The sequence below is a fragment of the Sinobacterium caligoides genome (genome assembly GCF_003752585.1).
Taxonomy (GTDB): Bacteria; Pseudomonadota; Gammaproteobacteria; order Pseudomonadales; family Sinobacteriaceae; genus Sinobacterium; species Sinobacterium caligoides.
This window is the reverse complement of sequence record NZ_RKHR01000004.1, coordinates 290,952-310,606: the sequence shown is the minus strand read 5'-3', so window position 1 is coordinate 310,606 and position 19,655 is coordinate 290,952. Positions and strand designations below refer to the sequence as shown.

Sequence of the window (19,655 nt, the reverse complement as noted above, 5' to 3'; positions counted from 1 at the left end):
GATCTAAGATAATGTCCCGGCAATGACGGGATGGGGAAGAGGGTAGAATGTATGGTAGTGTCATTTAAAAGAAAAAAAGCCCAGAGCCTGAGGTTAGTGGGCTTTGCTATGGCTTGGCAATATAACGCTTACTTCACAGCATCTCCAGATCCGCTGCCCGTGGCGGTCATGATGATGTATTTGAAGTAGTCTTTGATATTCAGTCTGTCGATCATTTGTTTATCCGTTTCAGCTAACAGCTTCGGAGTCGACATGTCGATGTTTTGAACCTGGGCTAAGCCGGTGATGCCTGGCAGTACATTGTAGACGCCGAGTGAATCACGCTCCTGGATTAGCTCTTCTTGATTGAACAGGTTCGGTCGTGGGCCGACGAGACTCATTTCACCCTTGAGTACGTTGATTAGCTGTGGAAGCTCGTCGATTTTAGTCTTGCGAAGAAAGCTACCCAGTGTAGTGATCGAGGCGTTGTTGGCTAAATGACTTGCAACAGATTTGGTTTCGACAGACATAGTGCGAAACTTGATCAGTTTAAAAGGCTTTTGGTTTTTTCCGACGCGGGTTTGGATGAATATAGGAGAGCCTGTGTCGAATAGGCCTATAATGGTAACGATTAGTAAAATAGGGCCAAGAAAAAGTAGGCCAAAGAGAGCTGCCAAAAAGTCGATAATGCGGATCATTTGTTTTTCTCTAATTAATAGAAAGCTTAGCTAGCTGCACTGAGGTTAATCTAATGTAGATGGTAGGTGCTAAAGGAGTGAATGTAACAATGAATTCGATAGGGCGATTATATATCATTGGAAAATGGTTTGATAGCTTCTGCGTGAATAGTAGGTTATGGAATATAAAGGATGATAACTAAGGTGATCGAAGAATTTTAAAAATATACATTATTGATTTATTGTTATTATGCTTTCTTCGGTTGTATAAGGGGGGGATTTAAAATCATTTTTAGATTTGATCTCTCAACCTATAGGTTATCAAGTGGCTGAGTTGCCATTGAAGATTTTCCTGTGATGTAAGAAAACCACCTTAATGCTTGTAACGGAACTGGGTGTTGTATAATTGGTTTGTCGAAGACTTTAGCTATTAGGTTTGTAAAGCATTTAGTAGATATTGCTGGGCTGTCTGATGCTAAAAAATATGCCCCGGTGCATTTTTGTGCCCGGCACAGCAATATGTCAACAAGGCTTCGTTCTGCGATGAAGTTTCGTTTATTTTTTACTAGCTGAAAAGGAAGAGGGACGAGGTTTTTATCAGGCGCATAGATAGATGAGAGGTTTTACGGAGCATTATGCCCGTAAACGAAAGGCGGTCTAACGATAACAACCTCTACCTGTTTTGTCAGCGATATACTTTAAACCCATCTCAGTCTGATATTTTGGCTCTGAATAAGTGTTATGAGGGTTTTCTGTGGAATTAGGGTGGAATGGTGTGTTTTACTGTTGCAACCGTACACACCAATACTGCTTATAATAACGAATCGTTTTACGTCAGCGGCGGCAGATTTTCTTGCGAGATTTAGAGTCCCCTCTGTTGTCACAAGTATGATTGCCAGCTAATAATAGCTTTGTTTATATGTCCGGAGAATATGATTATATCTAATCACTTGAGTGTTTTTCGATTATTCAAAAATACTAATATTATTTTTATTCTGCTAACCTTGATTTAAGGTTTGTGTGTTGGGTTGGAAATATCTCGGGATAAATTTTATATTTGCAGGTTGTCGTATAGTAGTTTTGACTTCTGCCGACGGTTTGTTAGTTTATATGCAAGCCATAACCTGTCCAGTGTTACTGCGGCTTGCTCTTTTTAGTTGTTTTTGTCGTGATTTTGGATTGTTGTAGGTTTGTTGATCAGCCGATTTTTATTTGTTTTTACTTCTTAAAACTTTGTTTGAACGTTGGGGCGATTCTTTGGTTATTATATGCTGGCCGTCACTTTTTGGTGCTCTGGCTGGCCATCCCGATATGATGGCTTTGAATACAGTATCGCGCCTCGGGCTTTGAGACTTTGTTGGTGGGCGTTATAAAGCAGGGTGGCATAGCTTTTCGTTGGGTCGTATGGATCTACTAGTCAGAGTGATAGGTGGCTAGGGCTGGCTCGCTATGAGTCAGCCCTAGTCATGCGTACAGCAGCTTATGCCGCCTCTGTTTGCACCTCTTTTTTTGAAGCGGGGAAGCGCACAAGGTAGTCGGTGGCTGTCAGTGCTGCTGTTGATCCAGAGCCCATGGCAATGATGATTTGTTTGTAGGGGCTGTCGGTGACGTCTCCTGCCGCGAAGACGCCTGTCATTGAGGTCGCTCCCTTCTTGTCGGTGATTATTTCCTGGCGCCCGTTGCGTTCGATCTTATCTACTAAGAATTCACTGTTGGGTTGCAGCCCGATCTGAACGAAGACACCGTCAACATTGAGTTGATGTTGTTCACCGCTATTGCGGTCCTCGTAGCGTAGGCCGTTCATCTTCTTGCCATCGCCGATGACTTCTGTGGTGAGGGCCATCTTAATAATAGTGAGGTTGGCGGTATCGTTAGCCCGCTGCTGTAACACCTCATCGGCACGCAGTGTGTCGGCAAACTCAAGCACCGTCACGTGTTCCGTGATAGCGGCCAAATCAATAGCGGCTTCGATGCCAGAGTTGCCGCCGCCGATGACAGCGACCTTTTTACCGGTATAGAAGTTACCATCGCAATGGTGGCAGAAGTGCACGCCATGGTTGAGGTAAGCGCTTTCGCCCTTAACGTTCATCTTACGCCAGCGAGCGCCAGTGGCGACGATGACGCTGCGGCTATAAAGTGTCGCGCCTGAGGCGAGCTCGACGGTAACCATTTCCCCTTCCTCGGTAGCCTCGGTAATGTCGTTGGCGAGTTGGTCGGTGATGATGTCGACATCGTAGTCGCGAACATGCTCCTCCAGATTGGCGACAAGCTTGGCGCCTTCGGTGGCTTTCACCGAGATGAAGTTCTCAATGCCTACGGTGTCTAGCATCTGGCCGCCGAAGCGGTCGGCGACGATACCGGTGCGTACACCTTTACGCGCAGCGTAGATGGCTGCTGAGGCACCGGCGGCACCACCGCCGACGACCAAGACATCGTAGGGCGCTTTATCGGCTAGGGCTTCTGCTTGGCGTTGTTCAGCACCGCTGTCGATCTTGTTAAGAATTTGCTGCAGGCTGATTCTGCCTTGTGCAAAGGGCTGGCCATTGAGCAGTACCGTCGGTACGGATTGAATGTCGTGGCTGAAGACCTCTTCTTGGAAGAGTGAGCCGTCAATCATTACGTTGGTGATTTGCGGGTTGATGGCGGCCATCATGTTGAGGGCTTGTACGACATCGGGGCAGTTCTGGCAGCTCAGGGAGACAAAAGTCTCGAAGCGATAGTTGCCGCTGAGGTTGCGTACCTGCTCGATGAGCTCGGGCTCCACTTTCATTGGGTGTCCGCCGCTGTGCAATAGGGCGAGGACCAGTGAGGTGAACTCGTGCCCCATGGGCAGGCCAGCGAAGCGAATCTCGGTGCCAGTCGTGGCGGAGCGCACGATCATGCTGGGCACACGCTCATCGATGCGAGCCTCATCTTTGACCTGTACTTTGTCTGATAGTGTGGCAATGTCGTTAACGAGGGTATTGAGTTCTTTTGACTTGGGGCCGTCATCAGTGAAGGCCAGTAGCTCGACATCTGACTGCAGATTGTTAAGGTAGGTTTTGAGTTGTTCTTTCATGGCGGCGGTTAGCATGTCGGTGCTCCTAGGCAGTATCTGTTCAATTGCAGCCAGTATAGAGAGAGTCTTTCTATTGCTTAAATCGTTTGATTTTATTTATGCGATAGGTTTTGTCTATCGTGCGGCTGGTCGGTTGATGGAAGAGTGCCCATGGGTTTCTAAAGCTTGCAGAGGGGGGGAGTTAAGCGGCAGGGGTGAAATTCTTGATGATAGGGTGTTTTAGGTGGGCTTTAGCTGTAATGAGCGGTCGATAAATCGATGTAATTTGCTTATCATGCGCCAGCATCACGCATTGAGCACAGTGACCCTCCAGGAGAGCCTAAAATGAGAATCTATACTGCCTTTCTATACTTCTTTAAAATTTTATTGATGGGCGATAAGGCGCTCGCGAAGGATGAGCCGGAGGTCGCTACCGTAGAGCAGGCACCGGTTGAGAGTAAGCCTGTATTTCATGTCTCCACGGCGCCAGCCATACAAGTGCTTGCGTTGTTGCAGAGTGAGGGGCGCCTGATCGACTTCCTGCAAGAAGACATTGCCGCCTATGGCGATGATGATATCGGTGCGGCGGTGCGAGATATTCACGCCGGCTGCCGAGGTGTGCTTGATAAGCACTTTGCGTTAGAGCGAATCATGAGTGAGGAGGAGGGCTGCATGGTCAGTGTCGCCGCCGACTTCGACCCGTCGAGAATAGAGTTGCAAGGTGAGATTAAGAGTGGTGCTAGCTTGTCTGGCGCGCTGTTGCATGGCGGTTGGCTGGCGAGCAAGGTGGAATTACCAACAGTCGCTGAGGGCGCCGATGAAAAGGTGGTTGCACCTGCACAGGTTGAGGTGGGCGCATGAGTCGTTATACCGTCGGTATCGATCTTGGGACTACCAATACGGCGTTGGCCTATGTTGATAATGCCGCTGATGATAAGCGTGTGCAGCCCTTTGCCATTACGCAAGTTGTGGCATCGGGGAGCGTGGAGGCGAGAAAGACGTTGCCATCGACGGCCTATATCAGCGCCGGTACGGAGTTGGTTGCGGGTGCGCTGAACCTACCGTGGCGCTCGGAAGATAAAGTTGTATTGGGGGCTTTTGCTCGCGATCAGGGTGCTAAGGTGCCGACGCGCTTCATTCATTCGGCGAAGAGCTGGTTTGGCCACAACAGTATCGATCCTGAGAGTGCCATTCTGCCGGCGAATTCGCCAGAACAGGATGCCAAGCGCGCGCCGACCGAGGTGGCGAAGATGCTGCTCACGCATCTCCGCGAGGCTTGGAATCATGAGTTTGCAAGCGATGACGCAAGCGCCGACCTTATCGATCAAGAGGTGACGCTGTGTGTGCCGGCCAGCTTTGACGCGAATGCGCGAAACCTGACGGTCGCCGCGGCCGAGGCCGTGGGTTTTAAAAACCTTCATCTATTAGAGGAGCCACAGGCAGCTATCTATAGCTGGATCGAGGCGCTGGGTGATGGCTGGCGCAAAGAATTGAAAAAGGGCGACCTAGTACTGGTTGTTGATGTTGGCGGTGGTACCAGTGACTTTTCGTTGGTGGCTATTACAGAAGAAGCGGGTGAGTTACAGCTGCGTCGTGTGGCCGTGGGTGAGCATATTTTGCTCGGCGGCGACAACATGGATCTGGCGCTGGCCTATGGCGTTGCACAGAGGCTGAAGCAGGAGAAGTCGAAAAAACTCGACGATTGGCAGATGGCGGCCCTGGTTCAGCAGTGTCGTAAAGCGAAAGAGGTGATGTTGGCCGATAGCAGTATCGCCTCACAGCAGCTGACGATCCTCGGGCGAGGCTCCTCGGTGATCGGTGGTGCGCTCAAGATTGAGTTGCAGCGAGAGACGCTACAGCAGGTATTGCTAGAGGGGTTCTTCCCGGAGATTAGTGCTGACGAGATGCCGGCGCGGCCCAGACGCCGCGGCTTTAGAGAGCAGGGGCTGCCCTACGCTAGTGATGCCGGGATTACACGCCATCTGGCTAAGTTCCTCAACCAGCATGCCGATGCGGTGACAGAATTGCTGCCGGAGCTGACGCCGGAGCCAGGCCAGCCCGTGCTGCCAACGGCGGTGCTGTTCAATGGCGGCGTATTCAACGCCGATGTATTACGCGATAGAGTCATGGAGACACTTTACAGCTGGGCGGAAGATGTCGGTGCTCAGGAGCCGAGGGCGCTGGAGCAGGGTAAGTTAGACCTAGCGGTAGCGCATGGGGCCGCTTATCTTGGTTTAGCGCGGGCAGGCGAGGGCATTCGCATTCGCGGCGGTAGTGCACGGAGTTACTACATTGGCATAGAGAGCGCGGAGCCGGCGGTGCCGGGCTTCGAGCCGCCCATGCACGCGATGTGTGTGGTTCCTCATGGAATGGAGGAGGGCACGAGTATCGATATCTCGGGTGCCGAGGCAGGCCTCTGTATCTATACCGGTGAGCCCGGTGAGTTTCAGTTTTACTCCAGTACTGTTCGGACGGGTGATAAGCCTGGCGAGTTAATCGAGTTTGATGAGGGGGAGCTGATCGAGCATAACCCGGTCGAGACGGCGCTCGGTGAGCGCAAGGGTGAGGTGGCTGAGATCGATTTACGCTCTAACTTTACCGATATCGGTGTACTGCAGTTGTTGTGTGTTAACGCCAACACACAGGAAACCTATGACCTCGAGTTTAACGTACGCCATCACGACGACGAGGGCTGAGTCTTTGTTGTGCGGATGGCCGGCTTGGCATAGGTGTAGACCTTGTCGAGCTGTGTTCTAGATGGCGGCTTTTGCTAGCGCTCCTTCGCCGGGGCGCTGCCGACACGCTATGCGGCAGGAAACCGAGGGTTGATTGTTGCACTATCGGCAGTGTTATAATCGATGGCACCTAAGTAGTGACTTTCTTTTATGAACACACAATCTAGTCCCGCAGAAACCACGTCGGGGCGCTTCTCTAAACAGGCCATTGGTCTCGTCTGCTGTCTTGTTGCCGCATCCCTGTTTCTTATTTTTCCCGATCAGCTGGTGAATTTTGTTGCCGGTGTGACCCGCTACGCCGTCCATCAGTTTGGCTTGGCGTTTATTGTTATACCCTCGGTGTTGATGCTGCTGGTGTTTGTTATCGCCTTTAGTCCCTTCGGCCGTCTGCGTCTCGGTGGCGCAGAGGCTGTACCGGAGTTTAGCTTTGTCAGCTGGACGGCGATGCTGTTTGCCGCGGGGATGGGCTCGGGCTTGGTTTTCTGGGGAATCGCGGAGCCAATATCGCACTATGCGAACCCGCCCGCTTTTGTCGCGGCGGCTAACACGACAGATACAGCGCTGGCACTGACCTACTTTCACTGGGGCCTACATGCCTGGGCAATCTACGCGATATCCGGTCTTGTCATGGCGTGGTTTGCCTTCAATCGCTCGCGACAGATGACTATTTCGGCGAGCTTTACCGGTAAGACTCAGCTGAATAAGTTGCAGGTTTTCGACTTTCTGGCGGTGGTCGCGGTGATTTTTGGCGTGGCAGGCACGTTAGCAAACAGTATTGCGCTTGTGCAGACTGGGGTGGAGCATAGTTTTGCTGCAGGTATTGGTGGGGTGGGGTTTCGTCTAGGCTTGTTACTGCTTATCGCGCTGGCTTTTACCCTGTCCTCTGCGTCGGGGCTGCAGACAGGTATTAAGTATATGAGTCAGTGCAACCTACTGTTGATGGTGCTGGTTTTGGTGCTGGTCATCAGTTTTGCCAACCCGCTGACCATCGTTGAGACGATTGCTTCCTCTAGCGCCCGCTATGTTGAAATGCTGCCTAGCCTCTCTTTCACGATTGATAATGCCTCGCGGGGCTGGAGCGAGTCTTGGAGTGTGATTTATTTCGTCTGGTGGATTGCCTGGGCACCTTTTGTTGGGCCTTTTATTGCTCGTATTAGTCGTGGTCGCACGGTGCGACAGTTTTTATTGTGCACCATGTTGATTCCTACGCTGGCGACGATTATCTGGTTCAGCAGTTTTGCCGGAGCCGTATTTAACTCACCGGTATTGAATGATGTGATTGCCGCCGTCGGTGATAATTTCACGCTGGGTCTGTTCACCTTTTTTGATGTGCTGCCTTTTGGTCAATGGTTGTCATTGTTAGCGGTGGTGTTGCTGGTGAGCTTTGTGATTACCAGTGCGGACTCGGCGATCTATGTGACGGGAATGTTGACCGGCAGTGAAGGCCTGCGCTCTAAGTTGATATGGAGTGTCACTTTGGTGGCGATCACCACCGCGCTGGTGCTGAAAAATAATGTGTTATTGAATAACCAGATCGCTATCTTTGGCGCCTTGCCCTTTACATTGATATTGCTAGCTCAGGCGGCAATGTTGGTGAGGGAGTTTTGGCGGCAACGATCGGCCGAGTGACCTAGCCAGGGGAGGTAGGGCCTTAGTTTGAGGCCCTTATAGCGCCTAACGCTTGTCTTGAGTCCAGTGCGCACGCTGTGCTTGCTTAGCCATTTGACGGATGCCGTCATAGTCACGGTCGTGGCTCTCTGCAAAGTGGGAGATTTGTACGGCCTGGAGGATCGCCAAGCCCTGCGGGTTGTTGTGCATGTCCAGTAGTGCGTTGCGTAATTGTTGACGCAGCGGCAGCGGTACTTGCTTAGAGATGATAAACGGAGGGAAGGCACTGGGGCCTAGGGTATCGATAATGCGGATCTTCTCCCGCTGCTCAGGCATTTTTTGCAGTTCCAGCTCTAGTACCCAACTGTCGATTGCGGCGGCGTCAATTTTCCCCGCTAGAATCATCTGTAGCGAGTTTTGGTGGGCGCCAGACTCGATAATCTCAGCAAAAAAGTCACCGTCTTTACCCAGTTTAGCGAGGTGGTTACGCACGACGTAGCAACCGGAGTGGGAGTGCGGCTCGTTGTAGGCCCAGCGGCTGTCGGCGAGGTCGTCAAAGCACTGAAAAGGGCTGTCGCGATGAACCACAATATCCGAGAGGTAGACGGCTTTGCCGGCGTAGCGCCGAGCTTCGAGTACCGGTGTTGCCAATAATTCGATAGCACTGCCCGGACGATCTTTCTTCCAGGCGTAGGGAAGGCCACAGATCCAGCAGATTTGGATATCCCCGTTGTCGAAGCCTTGTTCGCGTTGTTGCCAGGGAATGTCATCCACCAGTTGTAGCGGCAGCGACAGGTGCTGGCGAAGATACTCTGTTAAGGCTGTTACAAAGCCATCAGCATTGCTCGCCATACACGATGTGAGTTTGAGTGATTTCATAGTGCTGCATCAGTAGAGGGCGTGGGGGAATCGTTCCGTGCCGGCTATTGTAGGGGGCCTCGGTAGCATTGCAAGAGCGGAGAATGACTTAGGCTTAGAGAATTGAGTATGGACAAAGTATGGTGTCGGTTGCGGCGAGCAGATGCTCGGCGAGTACTTGTTGTGGTGGCGGTGCGGTTGAGGGTGACTGCTCGATGACTAGGCGAATGCTGATCAAGATAGGGTGCTCCCCCTGTATTTGCAACGCTCGATAGGTCTTGTTGAGGCGCCAGCTATCGAAGCCCCCGCTGACGCGATAGCGTTGTTCGGTTAGGCAGTCGATGAACTCACCTTCGCCATGGCCGTTGGGTTTGAAGAGCCCCGTGCGCACAACAGAGGCTTGCATGGAGTGGAAGGTGTTTTCCCTGACCAGGCGGTGGTCATTGATAACCAGGCCGCCGGGATCTAATAGTAAAAGCGCTACTGTTGCAGGCTGCTTATTCGTAGACGTTGGCTGGTATTGAATGCGAAAGCGTAGCGGAGCCTCATCATCGGTTTCTAGCCTTAGCAGGTCTTGGTAGTGCGACCACAGGCCGACAGAAAACGTCTCTCGGTTGCTGTTGTTGAGTTGGCTGTTCAGTTTCAGTAGATAGCTATAGTCATCGTATAAATTGATGACATAGGAAAGCTTCTCGCAGTAGCTGCAGGATAGCTCGCCACTGTAGCCGCCAGTCAGTGCGCTACGGTCGGCCCAACTTGGCAGGGCGGAGTTGGTAAGGCTCTGTTCCTCCTCTTCCTCCTCTTCAATCGTGAGCTTTGTCGATGCCTCTAGCTTGAGAGGGCGGGGTGAAGGAGCAGTGAGGGGGGAAGAAGAGTGCTGGGGTAGAGAAGAGCTGGAGGCCAGGGGAGAGGAGGAGGGCAGTCTAGCGATGGGTTGGCTATGAGGCTGTTGTTTGTTGTTGCTTGAGCGCTGAATCTCACGCTGGATGGCCCGGCTAGCGCTGTTATCGCCATAGAGGCTCTCATCAATATCAAGTTGGCTGAGGTATCGACGCTGGATCACCTGATACTGTGCAACAGAGAGTAGTGCCAAAGGGCTCATCGGCTGGCCCGGTCTGATGTGTTCTGTTTGCAATATTGTGTAGTGTGAGGGTTGGTTGTTCTCTTGGTCATCGTTTAAGGCGCTCGGTGGAGGGCCGTCGCTATCGGATGGCTTGTTGGTATGCTCTGAACATGCAGATAGTAATAGTGCTAGTGTGATGGTTAGCAGTCGGAGCTGTTGTAGCATGATATTGATATCCCCGCTGATATAGAGCGGCAAGAGACAGCAGTGTGTTAAGTCGGCAATAAGGCTGCGCTGTCATTTTTTTTAAGCGTAGAGCATGCTTGGCGTGCTGCCTAGTGGGTGTAATGTTTTAGTCGTTTTATTTGTGAGCAGACAGGCTTGTTGGCTAAGGCGGTAAGTGAGGTGTTAGAGGGAGGGGGAGGCTGGTGGGACTCATTGTGCGTGCTTGATTATATTTTGTTGTTAGTCATATTTGAGAAGTAAATATTGCAATGTATTTTGCTTTGTCTGTAAAATATTCGCTAACGAAATTTCTAGGAGAATAACAATGGATGAAGATAGTCGAAGTAGTTTGTTGATAAAGTTAGAGTGGTGAAAGTGAGGGCTTCTGTTAAAAAAACACTTTCCTAAAGCTGTTCCCCCTCCTGCCTTTTCTCTCTCTTTTTTATCAACTTTAACATCTGCATGTTGATCAGGTTTAACTTGTTGTTAAGTCGTTGAAACAAATGTTTCTTACTGATTCTGTGTCGCGCATATAGCTTAATATACATGTGCCAATTCGCTGATCGCCCAATGTGCCCACATGTGGACTGATGCTTTTCTGTCGATTAATAATATTGATAGATTCGATCTTTCCGTTAGTTACAAGTTAAAAACTTATTATAGTTTTTATTTTATCGAACCGTTTAAATGGTTTGAGGGTAAGTTGTATGAAAAATTTAGAGTTGAAAGATAATAGTATTTACCTCCCGCTAGGCAATATTTTCCCCGATAAGGACGTTGATCGTTTCTCGGAATTAATTGTTTCAAGAAATCATTCTGGAATAAAACAGTGGTTTGATAATTGCTCACTGCAGGAGTCTTATCAGTATTTCAACAGTATCTCAGAGAAGTTAAAGATCAGCTTATTATCCCTTTTGCCGCCATCGTTATATCGGGAGATAGAAATACTGGAAGCGATGAGCGCTCCTGTTATCGAGATGGCTTCACCTGTGGTACCTGTATCGTTCTGTGCCGACGACAAAGTGGTTGATGTGCTGCGTTACTTTAGAATGAATCGAGATGCCCGCAAAAATGTCGTTTTTGTTCTTAATGATGATAAGCAATACGAGGGTGTAGTGACGCTAAATGGTTTGATGATGGCTGATGAGCAGCAGTCACTTAGTGATATTCTAGAGCCTTCCTTGAGTTGTGAAGCAAGCCTTGATTGCAAAAAGGCAGTCTCGATGCTGCTCAAGCAAGATGTTGATTATTTGGTTGTTGTTAACTCTGTCGGTCAGCCTGCGGCGATACTGGAGTACAGGGATGCTGTTGCTATTAGGCTGCAGGGGCAGAGTGAGGGCGAGGCGTTGTTGAGGGGGGAGCGGCAAGGCGGGAGTGATCTACGAGGCTACCTCGAAACCTCGGTGTTGGCGCATGTTCGCGGGCGTATTTTATGGATTATTGGCTTGGCGGCTGTCGGGATTATTTCTGGCATGATAATTCAAAGTTACGAAGATGCTATTGCCGCCCTGACAATTCTTGCGCTGTATCTGCCGATGGTGGCGGATACAGGGGGCAATGCTGGCAGCCAGGCTGCTACGGTGGTGGTCCGGGCGCTGGCGCTCGGCAATGTTAAAACATCGGATTGGCTTGTGGTCGTGTGGAAAGAGTTTCGAGTGTCGTTGTTAATTGGCTTGGGGTTAGCTGTAGCAACGATGGCTAAGGTAACTCTCCTCTCATATGGCGTCGAGTTGCCAATGGGCTTAACGCTTGGTCAGCTTGGCTTCGCTATTGCGATATCATTATTTTTTCAGGTGGTGAGCTCGACGGTGATAGGGGCTTCTTTGCCGATTTTAGCCAAGTACTGCAATAAAGACCCAGCCGTAGTGGCAAGCCCAGCCATAACGACTATTGTCGATATCAGCGGCATGTTGATTTACTTCTACTGCACCACAGTGTTGCTCGGACTGGCTTGAAAAGAGATGGGTTGCGCGAGACTCGTGACAACAAAAGACTAATCGCGCCGCTCAATACTGAGCTTTGAGTGGTGCGATTATTGCTTCATCGGCCTAACGATAATATCTATGAGGTATTCAGCCGCCGGTTATTCTTCGTGAGGTGCCTTTTCACAGGCGACTGATATGCTAATGGTGCCAGGGCCCAAATTAACGCAGCCGGTAAGCCCCATCATGCAGGTGATCAGTTCGACGTCATGTTGTTCACAGCAGGACTTGAGGCGAGCGTAACCTTCAAACTGTTCGAGTTTCTCGATTTCATCGGCGATGCTTAATACGACGGTGTTCATTGTTAGGCTGTCTTCGCGTATCCGTTTACAGGCGACGTCAAACATGAGGTTGATGGCCTTGGCGTGTCCGCGTACTTTCGCGACAGGGAAGGTATCATCTTCACGGCCACAGAGAATAGGAGTGACATGTAGGGCCTTGCCGATCGTCGCTGCTGCCCAGCTGATACTGGTGTCTCCACGCAGTTTAATTCGGCTACGCAGATAGGCGACATCGGGTGGTACGGCGTAGCTGTAAACCTGCTCTTTAAATTTATCGACGCTACGTCTTAGCTCACACTTGGTGACGCCGCTCTTGATCAGCTGGTTGGTCTTTACTGCGAGTAAGCCCTGGCCAGCAAAGAGGGTGCCAGTATTAATGACGCGCATGGCGAAAGAGGGGATGCGTCGATCAGGTTGGTGGTTCTTATATGCACCAAGCACTTTAAAAGATGCCTCTCGAGCATTGTCAAATAGAGGACTGCGACTTTTTGTTATGGTTTCTACGAGTGCAAAGTCATGTTTTGGAACAAGCTTTTCGAGTACGAACTGGCTCATCTCGTCGCTGTCCCAGGCGACGCTGTAGCCCTTCCTGTCGCGGCTGGTCAGTTTTTCAGAGAAAAAATTCTTTAGTACTTCTGGGTCCTTATTGTCTACAAATTCTTTGCCGTCAATGAGCACGGTAATGGGTAAAACTTGAATGTTATTCTCGTCGAGATAGCTTTTAGGTAGATCGCAACCCGCATCAACTACAAGTACTGCACTCATACATAACCCCCTGTCGATTTCCATTCTTATCGTTATTTTTCATAACTAACGAGAGAAGTATTTTTTTTCTTATGAATGTCATGTTGCGTCAATTATCGTCTTCTGTCAAAAAATAGTACTGGTTCACGATATTGTTTTGATAAGTGTGCGTAGGGTGGCTTGGGGAGGGTTTTGTCGTGCAGATAGGTAACAACTGTTACCAAGCTGTCCCTATTATTCAAAAATAGTCGCCTCACAGTGAGGAAAGGTCTCCATTAAGTGACTAATTTCGGGAGGTGTGGCAGTTGTTGGCTGTTCGCTCGACTTTAGAAACTGATTGTTAGAGGGGTAATAAAAGGCGATTGGTCAGTCGTATTTTTGGGTTGTCTCTGTGTTGGTTGAGCTGTCCTATGTTCTTTCTGTAGATTGAGGGGGCTGACCTCCTCGCCAATTTTGTGTAACGAGTGATAGGTCTCGTTTTGTTAGGTTCTCTCTCACAGAAATGCCATCATTTTCTGAAGTTATTTTTTTTGTCTTTATAATTGTCGATTAATATAAAAATTATGAAGAGTAAAAGCTTTGTCTATTTGGCCTTGCTTTTTACCTCTCTCTATATAATAAATTTACCCGATACTTACTTATGATGTTAGAAAAGCGTGTGCTGGTAGCGGCACTGTTGTCTGTGTTACCCGTTGTCGCAACGGCTCAAGAAGTGTTGCAGGACAATTCGTTGAGCAGTTCGTCGGCAGAATCCTTTCTTCTGTTGGAGGTGATCGATGCTTATGCTGATGTGCATACCGGTCCGGCAGAGGCTTTTCCTGTTATCAATGTGATTGAGCAGGGAGAGACGGTGCAGGTGTTGACGAGACGGCCTGATTGGTATGAGGTGCGAGATGCCGGTGGTCGCCATGGTTGGATTAGTGCTAGAGAGTTATCGAGGACTTTACAGTCGACAGGGGAGCCGGTAGACCTTCCGACCGTTAGTTATGGTGATTACTTACAAAATCGTCTGAGAATAGGCTTTAATGCTGGCCAGCTCAGCAAAGGGAAGTTGGATGCTGCCGATAGCTTTGGTGTTGTCGCGGGTTATCGTGCCATGGACTGGTTGGCTGCAGAGATCGAGTGGGGGAAGTTGTTTAACGCTGACGTCGAGGGTGATTACTATCATGGTTCTTTGTTGCTAGAGCCTTTTTCTGTATGGCGTTTTTCGCCGCTTTTGATTGCGGGCTACGGTGAGATGAGGTTGCAAGAACAGCCGAAATTGACGCCGCTGTTAACTGATAATGGGCGCTACGCGCTCTATGGTATCGGTGCAAACTACTATCTAGGGCGTAACTTTCTAATAAGAGCCGAGTATCGTTGGTACTCATTTGAAGATTCAGAAGCGATGGATTTAGAATCATGGAAAATAGGTTTCAACTCTTTCTTTTAACGGCTTGTCTTGGTTTCTCCTCTGTACCCTCAGTGTCTGCGGGTATCGCGAGTGCCTTGTCCTTTGGTGATAGTGACGAAATCACCCCATCAAATATCGATAAAGAGTTGTTTGATATTGGTGTTGTCGGTGGTGTGGTTAATATTGATAATGCGTCGAGTGCATGGCTAACAGGCCTATCGGCTAACTTTCAGGCCTCGGAAGACTTTTTTTTACAGTTCAATGCTGCGATCGCTGCCGATGTTGAGCTGTCATCCTATGAGGAAAGTCAGGGGGCTCTGTTTGTCAATGATGATCGTGATTATTACTATTATGATTTTTTGTTGGGCTATAAGCTGTTGCAGGGTGAGGTCTTTGTTACTGACGATTACGCAAGCCTGAGCGCGCTCTATCTATTGACCGGTGTCGGTAACAGTGAGTTTGGTGGGGAGGCCAATTTCACTTACAGTTATGGTGTCGGCTATCAAATAGAGTTGGTGCGGCGCTATATTGTTCGCTTGGATTGGCGTGATAGGCTCTATCGTTCAGATCTATTGGAGGAGGATGATCTCAAGCATAATATGCAATTGACGTTGGGCTTGAGTTATCTGTTTTAGTACGTTTTTCTGCGGTGATCATGGCGGTAGCGGAGAGACTCTCTGTTACCGCGTTTTATGTATCGCTGTAAGCGCCTTTAAGCTTAAAGGCACTGCAGGTTGAGGCTAGTTTGGAACTTGAAGTTAGACTCTGTGGTATGCCGTTCGGCAAAGAATAGGTCGAAGCTGTAGCTATTTCCTACTTCGATGCCCAGTTCGTCGGCCATCTCATCGAAATCAATGGTACGGCTTATGGCGGAGTGAATGCCGCCAATATCAATAGCAAGAACGCCGTTGATGTAAACCCACAGGTCGTCATCGCCGGTGAAAGTAAAAACCTCCCCTCCGTTGTAGTCAAACTTCAGGTGAGTCTCAAGTGTGAAGTGATAGTTGTGGCCGTTATCGATGATAATCGGGTCGTCTGACGGATCGACTGGCTTGTTGTTATTGTTGGGGTCGGGTTTTAGCCAGTCCCACCAGCCGCCTCTGCGGGAGTTTTGTCTTCTTGTGTTGTCGTCGTTGTTAGTTTTTAGATCGGGAGCATTCCAGCCGGCGTTGTCGATAGGAAAAAAGGACGAGTTACTGTATTGCCATTTATTGGTTGATACTTCAGTTAGCTCTATGGAAAGGGGGACGGCTATATTGATGCCTTCGCTGTTGCGGTACCACTGATCGAAGTTAGCTTTTCCGGAGGTGGTGGCGGTGCCGTTGGGGCCGTGTTGACCGTAGATCGGCCGCCCGTCGGCACCAAGAATAGGTTCAACGATACCTACATCCATCACGGTGTTGGTTTCAAAGTCAGGATGTGAGCTTTTAAAGTCACGTATGATTACTGGAATAGTCCTGGTGCCGCTGTGGTTAAATTTGCATTCGCAGGCCTCGCCGAAATCATCTTCAGCAAAGAGAAGTGGGCTATGCAGGCTTGCGAGAGTGCTAAATAGCAGTAGCGCTGCGTTTCGTCTCGCTGTTAATCTATCGTCGTTGGGCGTTTTTTTGTTACATAAAAACATCGTTCCGTCCTTACTTTACTAGAGCGTCTTTATTTTGGCTATCTAAAATGCTTGGTTAGATCGGCTAAAGTTCTGTGTTGGGTCGTCTAACTCGGAGTGTTGACTGTCTAAAAAAGTGCGTTGATTGTTATACTGGCTTCGATATTGTGGCTCAGTTTTTTCTCTGATAAGAAATTGCGCTCGTAGATGTAGTCTTTTAGGTCGAGGCTACTGGTAATGCTGTCTGTTAGCACTAGACGATAACTTCCGCCTACCACGGCTGCAGTGCCTTTATCTCCTGCAAACTCTACAAAGCTTGCGCCAGCAAGCAGGTAGATAGCGGAGTTGAATTTGTAGTTGCTGCTTAGATAGCTGCGTCCAGGCAAAATTTTGTAGCCGCCTAGTAGGCTGGCTTGTTGAAAGTCTCGATCCTTTTTTTCGAGGAAGTCCCTGTCGAGGTTTGTCTCGAAGTCAGCTTTGCTGATGTTTGCGCGAGAAAAGTTTAGCTGAGTGATTATTTTATCAGTTAGGTGGTAGCTAAAGTTAAGGCCGTAAGAGATAGCAGGGCTGAAATCTTCGACCGATTGTGCGCCGACGCTTATGCCGAACTCAAATTGTTCGCTATCAATGGCGGCAGCTCGTTTGTTTGGTGTTCTTTCCTTGGGCTCGATAATGGTAATAGTTTGCTCTTTTATGCCTTCCTCGGCGATGCAGTAGGTGCTAGTTAGCATTAGAAATAGTGCGGGCGTAAAGCGGCGACAGTTCATTATTATATTGTCCAGGAGGTGCTTATAATTTTGATGAAGACATTGTAGAGGGTTAAATGTTTTTTCTCAGCGAACTGGTAGTGAGAGATATTGATAACTCGTTCACTAAACAAGCTGTTTTGCTCTTGTCGCTATTGTTGTGGGCGATATAATTCCGAAACTGTGTCGTCGTCGATGCTTTGGCTGATTGTTTTTGTTTTTATTGTGAGCAGGTTGGTAAAACGCAGTGTTTTCTAACACTGGGCTGTTTGTTTTTTGCATAATTAGAAAATAATAAATCTAACTTCGTTGGTTTTGTGGAAAATCCTCGTTGCAAATTATGATCTTGGATGGCGTGGTATGTCTGGTGTAACTCCCTTGTTAATGCTACTAAGGCTGTGTCTTGGTGGTTTTTTAATTGCTTGTTTTTTTCTGCCGTCATTGTGTTGGTCTGATGATGGTGATGCTCTTCAGTTTGGTAAGGAGAAGGTGCAGAGCGTTGAGCTGGATGCTCGAGTAGCGATTAAAAAACTATCTGAGGATATTCAAGGGCTAAAAGATGAGGTGATAGATTTAAATAAAGATGTTCGCCTCATGGAGGAGAGGATTCTATTTCCTACGACGACAAAGTACTCAGTGTTTTTGTCTATTTCTGGCGGTGAATATTTTAAGATTGAAAGCGTGAAGCTTAAAATAGACGGAAAATTAGTGACAACGCACTTGTATTCAGAAAAACAACGTATGGCGCTTAGTCGGGGCGGTATACAGAAGCTCTATGTGACGAATCTTAATCAGGGCAAGCACAGCGCTACTGCTTTCTTTACCGGTGTTGGACCTGACGGGCGCGCCTATAAAAGAGCGAAAAGTCTTGAGTTTGAGAAGTCGCCAGCAGGTCAGTATCTAGAAATATCTATTGCCGATGATGCGAATATACAAGAGCCGATATTTGCCCTGCGGCAATGGTAATAAGTATGTTATTAATATTGCCCTCCCTGTTGGTTGTTATGCGAAAGTTACTGATGGCTGTCATGCTCACGCTTGCTGTGTGGTTGCCGCTGGCTGTAGCTGGTGAGCTTGCGGTGCCTCGTAGTCAGCAACTGGATTACGGCGAAGTGTTGTTTGACTACTATAGCCAGGATTACTTCAACGCATTGGTGAGTCAGCGTTTCGTGGCGAGTAAGAACAACACCATGGCGACTTCCGCCGAGGGACGTGTACTCGAAGGTGGGATGTTGTTGTCGTATGGTCTACCACGTGAGTCGGCACTTTTGTTTGATCAGGTGTTGGCGTCGACACAGCCAGAATCTACTGCTAATCGAGCCTGGTATTATTTAGCAAAGTTGCAATATCACAAGGGCAACACACAGCAGGCCTTGGCGTCGCTGTTGCGAGTACAGGGCGAGATACCGGCAGATCTGCATCCAGAATATCACTACCTAGCGAGCCTGCTTAATATTTCGGGACAGCATCTTGTAGCCGCTGAGTCGTTATTGCAGTCGAGCTTGCAGGGGACGCCGTTTTACCCCTATTTATTATTTAATTTGGCGATAGCGCAACTCAAGCAGGGTGAGCAAGAAGCTGGGTTACAGAAACTTATGACTGTGGCCGCCTACTCCGGTCAAAGCGATGAGCTACTGGTATTAGCGGATAGAGCGAAACATGCAATAGCCCAGGTCTCCATTCAGCAGGGAAGTTTCAGCGGCGCTTGGCTGGCGTTACAAAATATTCGTACCACTGGCCTCTACTCCAATCGCGGCTTATTGAGCTACGCCTGGACGGCAATTAAACGAAAAGACTTTAAGCACGCCATTGCTGGTTTGATGGCGCTTGACCGTCGTTCTATTGCTATTGCCGAGGTACAAGAGGCCAAGGTTTTACTCGGTTACTTGTTTGAGCAGCAGCAAGCGCCGCGCCGCGCGTTAAAGCACTACCTCCTTGCGGAGCAGGAGTTTGAACGTGGTATTGCCATGGTGAAACAGGCTAGGGCGGTGATTGCAGGGCAAGACGTTCCCCGTGAATTTGTGACTAACCTCAAAGCGATTATGGATGAGTCAGATTGGTACGGGTCGCAACCATCGGTGGATTATAAAAAGCTAACACCTTTTCTGATTGATTTAATGGCGAGCAATGCTTTTCAGGAAACACTGCGTGAGTTGGCCGATCTTTATGCCATACAGAATAACCTTTATTACTGGCATAGCCAGCGTCAACAGCATCGTCTAGTGGTTAACAATAAGGCTTCTTTACAGGCCTATAAATCCATTGCTCAGGTTGTCGAACAAGGGGAGGCGCTGACAGATCAATTGCAGGATCAGTTTGCTGAGTTACACCTTTATAGCCTGAGTTTCCAGCCTGAGCAGCAGCGACGTTTTGCCGCTCTAGAGCAGAGTGTCGATAGTGAAATGACACTACTTACTGATCGTTTGAAACATTTGTCAGAGGTTAAAAAGCCTTATTTGCAGCCGGCAGGTGCGAAGCAGCAAGTAGAGCAAACACATCGGCAAATAGAGCGCCTACTCGGGCGTACCAATGATTATATCGCCTACTTAGAGCCAGTGATGAGAGGTCTTGTCGATGCGGAGCTAAGCAAGCATGAGGAGCGTATGAATTACTACTGGGCTCAGGCTCGGTTAGCGAAGGCAAGATTGTTTGATACCACGTTGATGACACTGGATCAGGCAAAGCAGCGTAATGGGGAGCAGCCTTAATGAAACAGCTTTACAC

The 19,655-nt window shown here is 48.9% G+C and carries 15 protein-coding genes; 8 read left to right on the top strand and 7 right to left on the bottom strand.

The window, feature by feature from the left end; genetic code table 11:
* Positions 1-128 precede the first annotated feature (128 nt).
* Together EDC56_RS08070 and ahpF are read right to left on the bottom strand one after the other, a co-directional pair.
* Positions 129-677, bottom strand: coding sequence for a sugar transferase (locus EDC56_RS08070; protein WP_123712034.1), 549 nt, complete (start codon positions 675-677; stop codon positions 129-131).
* A 1,459-nt stretch (positions 678-2,136) separates the two neighbouring features.
* Entirely contained in the window at positions 2,137-3,729 is a 1,593-nt protein-coding gene (ahpF, locus tag EDC56_RS08065; RefSeq protein ID WP_123712033.1) for an alkyl hydroperoxide reductase subunit F, read from the bottom strand.
* 309 nt (positions 3,730-4,038) lie between these two features.
* On the opposite strand from ahpF, the gene EDC56_RS08055 reads away from it, so the two are divergent.
* The 3 genes from EDC56_RS08055 to EDC56_RS08045 all read left to right on the top strand — a co-directional run bounded on the left by EDC56_RS08055 (position 4,039) and on the right by EDC56_RS08045 (position 8,057).
* Positions 4,039-4,554 (top strand): DUF2760 domain-containing protein, encoded by a 516-nt coding sequence (locus tag EDC56_RS08055; RefSeq protein ID WP_123712031.1) that lies wholly within the window; start codon positions 4,039-4,041, stop codon positions 4,552-4,554.
* Positions 4,551-6,389 (top strand): Hsp70 family protein, encoded by a 1,839-nt coding sequence (locus EDC56_RS08050; RefSeq protein WP_123712030.1) that lies wholly within the window; start codon positions 4,551-4,553, stop codon positions 6,387-6,389. The genes EDC56_RS08055 and EDC56_RS08050 overlap by 4 nt, the downstream gene beginning before the upstream one ends.
* Positions 6,390-6,578: 189 nt before the next feature.
* Complete coding sequence (locus tag EDC56_RS08045; RefSeq protein ID WP_123712029.1) at positions 6,579-8,057, top strand: BCCT family transporter; 1,479 nt, start codon at positions 6,579-6,581, stop codon at positions 8,055-8,057.
* Between the two features lie 45 nt (positions 8,058-8,102).
* Here EDC56_RS08045 and EDC56_RS08040 read toward each other — a convergent pair whose 3' ends face one another.
* Both EDC56_RS08040 and EDC56_RS08035 read right to left on the bottom strand, forming a co-directional pair.
* Positions 8,103-8,915: a phosphate/phosphite/phosphonate ABC transporter substrate-binding protein gene (locus EDC56_RS08040; RefSeq protein WP_123712028.1), complete on the bottom strand. Its 813-nt coding sequence runs from the start codon at positions 8,913-8,915 to the stop codon at positions 8,103-8,105.
* A gap of 94 nt (positions 8,916-9,009) precedes the next feature.
* Entirely contained in the window at positions 9,010-10,182 is a 1,173-nt protein-coding gene (locus EDC56_RS08035; RefSeq protein WP_123712027.1) for a copper resistance protein NlpE N-terminal domain-containing protein, read from the bottom strand.
* Between the two features lie 707 nt (positions 10,183-10,889).
* Between EDC56_RS08035 and EDC56_RS08030 the strand changes: the two genes are divergently transcribed.
* The gene (locus EDC56_RS08030) at positions 10,890-12,137 is read left to right on the top strand and encodes a magnesium transporter (protein ID WP_123712026.1); all 1,248 of its coding nucleotides are present in this window, start codon (positions 10,890-10,892) and stop codon (positions 12,135-12,137) included.
* Positions 12,138-12,265: 128 nt separating this feature from the next.
* Here EDC56_RS08030 and EDC56_RS08025 read toward each other — a convergent pair whose 3' ends face one another.
* Positions 12,266-13,210, bottom strand: a complete 945-nt coding sequence (locus tag EDC56_RS08025; RefSeq protein WP_162844127.1) for a DegV family protein — start codon at positions 13,208-13,210, stop codon at positions 12,266-12,268.
* A gap of 619 nt (positions 13,211-13,829) precedes the next feature.
* Between EDC56_RS08025 and EDC56_RS08020 the strand changes: the two genes are divergently transcribed.
* Together EDC56_RS08020 and EDC56_RS08015 are read left to right on the top strand one after the other, a co-directional pair.
* Positions 13,830-14,621 (top strand): SH3 domain-containing protein, encoded by a 792-nt coding sequence (locus tag EDC56_RS08020; RefSeq protein WP_123712024.1) that lies wholly within the window; start codon positions 13,830-13,832, stop codon positions 14,619-14,621.
* Positions 14,591-15,217 (top strand): outer membrane beta-barrel domain-containing protein, encoded by a 627-nt coding sequence (locus tag EDC56_RS08015; protein WP_123712023.1) that lies wholly within the window; start codon positions 14,591-14,593, stop codon positions 15,215-15,217. Before EDC56_RS08020 ends, EDC56_RS08015 begins: the two co-directional genes overlap by 31 nt.
* A gap of 83 nt (positions 15,218-15,300) precedes the next feature.
* Here the strand turns inward: EDC56_RS08015 and EDC56_RS08010 are convergent, their stop codons facing one another.
* Together EDC56_RS08010 and EDC56_RS08005 are read right to left on the bottom strand one after the other, a co-directional pair.
* Entirely contained in the window at positions 15,301-16,206 is a 906-nt protein-coding gene (locus EDC56_RS08010; protein WP_123712022.1) for a fibro-slime domain-containing protein, read from the bottom strand.
* A 107-nt stretch (positions 16,207-16,313) separates the two neighbouring features.
* Entirely contained in the window at positions 16,314-16,952 is a 639-nt protein-coding gene (locus EDC56_RS08005) for an outer membrane beta-barrel domain-containing protein (protein ID WP_123712021.1), read from the bottom strand.
* A gap of 339 nt (positions 16,953-17,291) precedes the next feature.
* On the opposite strand from EDC56_RS08005, the gene EDC56_RS08000 reads away from it, so the two are divergent.
* Positions 17,292-17,897 carry an AraC family transcriptional regulator gene (locus tag EDC56_RS08000; protein ID WP_148059355.1) on the top strand — a complete coding sequence of 202 codons (606 nt, stop codon included), beginning with the start codon at positions 17,292-17,294 and terminating at the stop codon, positions 17,895-17,897.
* A 5-nt stretch (positions 17,898-17,902) separates the two neighbouring features.
* Positions 17,903-19,639, top strand: coding sequence for a tetratricopeptide repeat protein (locus EDC56_RS07995; protein WP_245980668.1), 1,737 nt, complete (start codon positions 17,903-17,905; stop codon positions 19,637-19,639).
* The last annotated feature ends 16 nt before the right edge of the window (positions 19,640-19,655 follow it).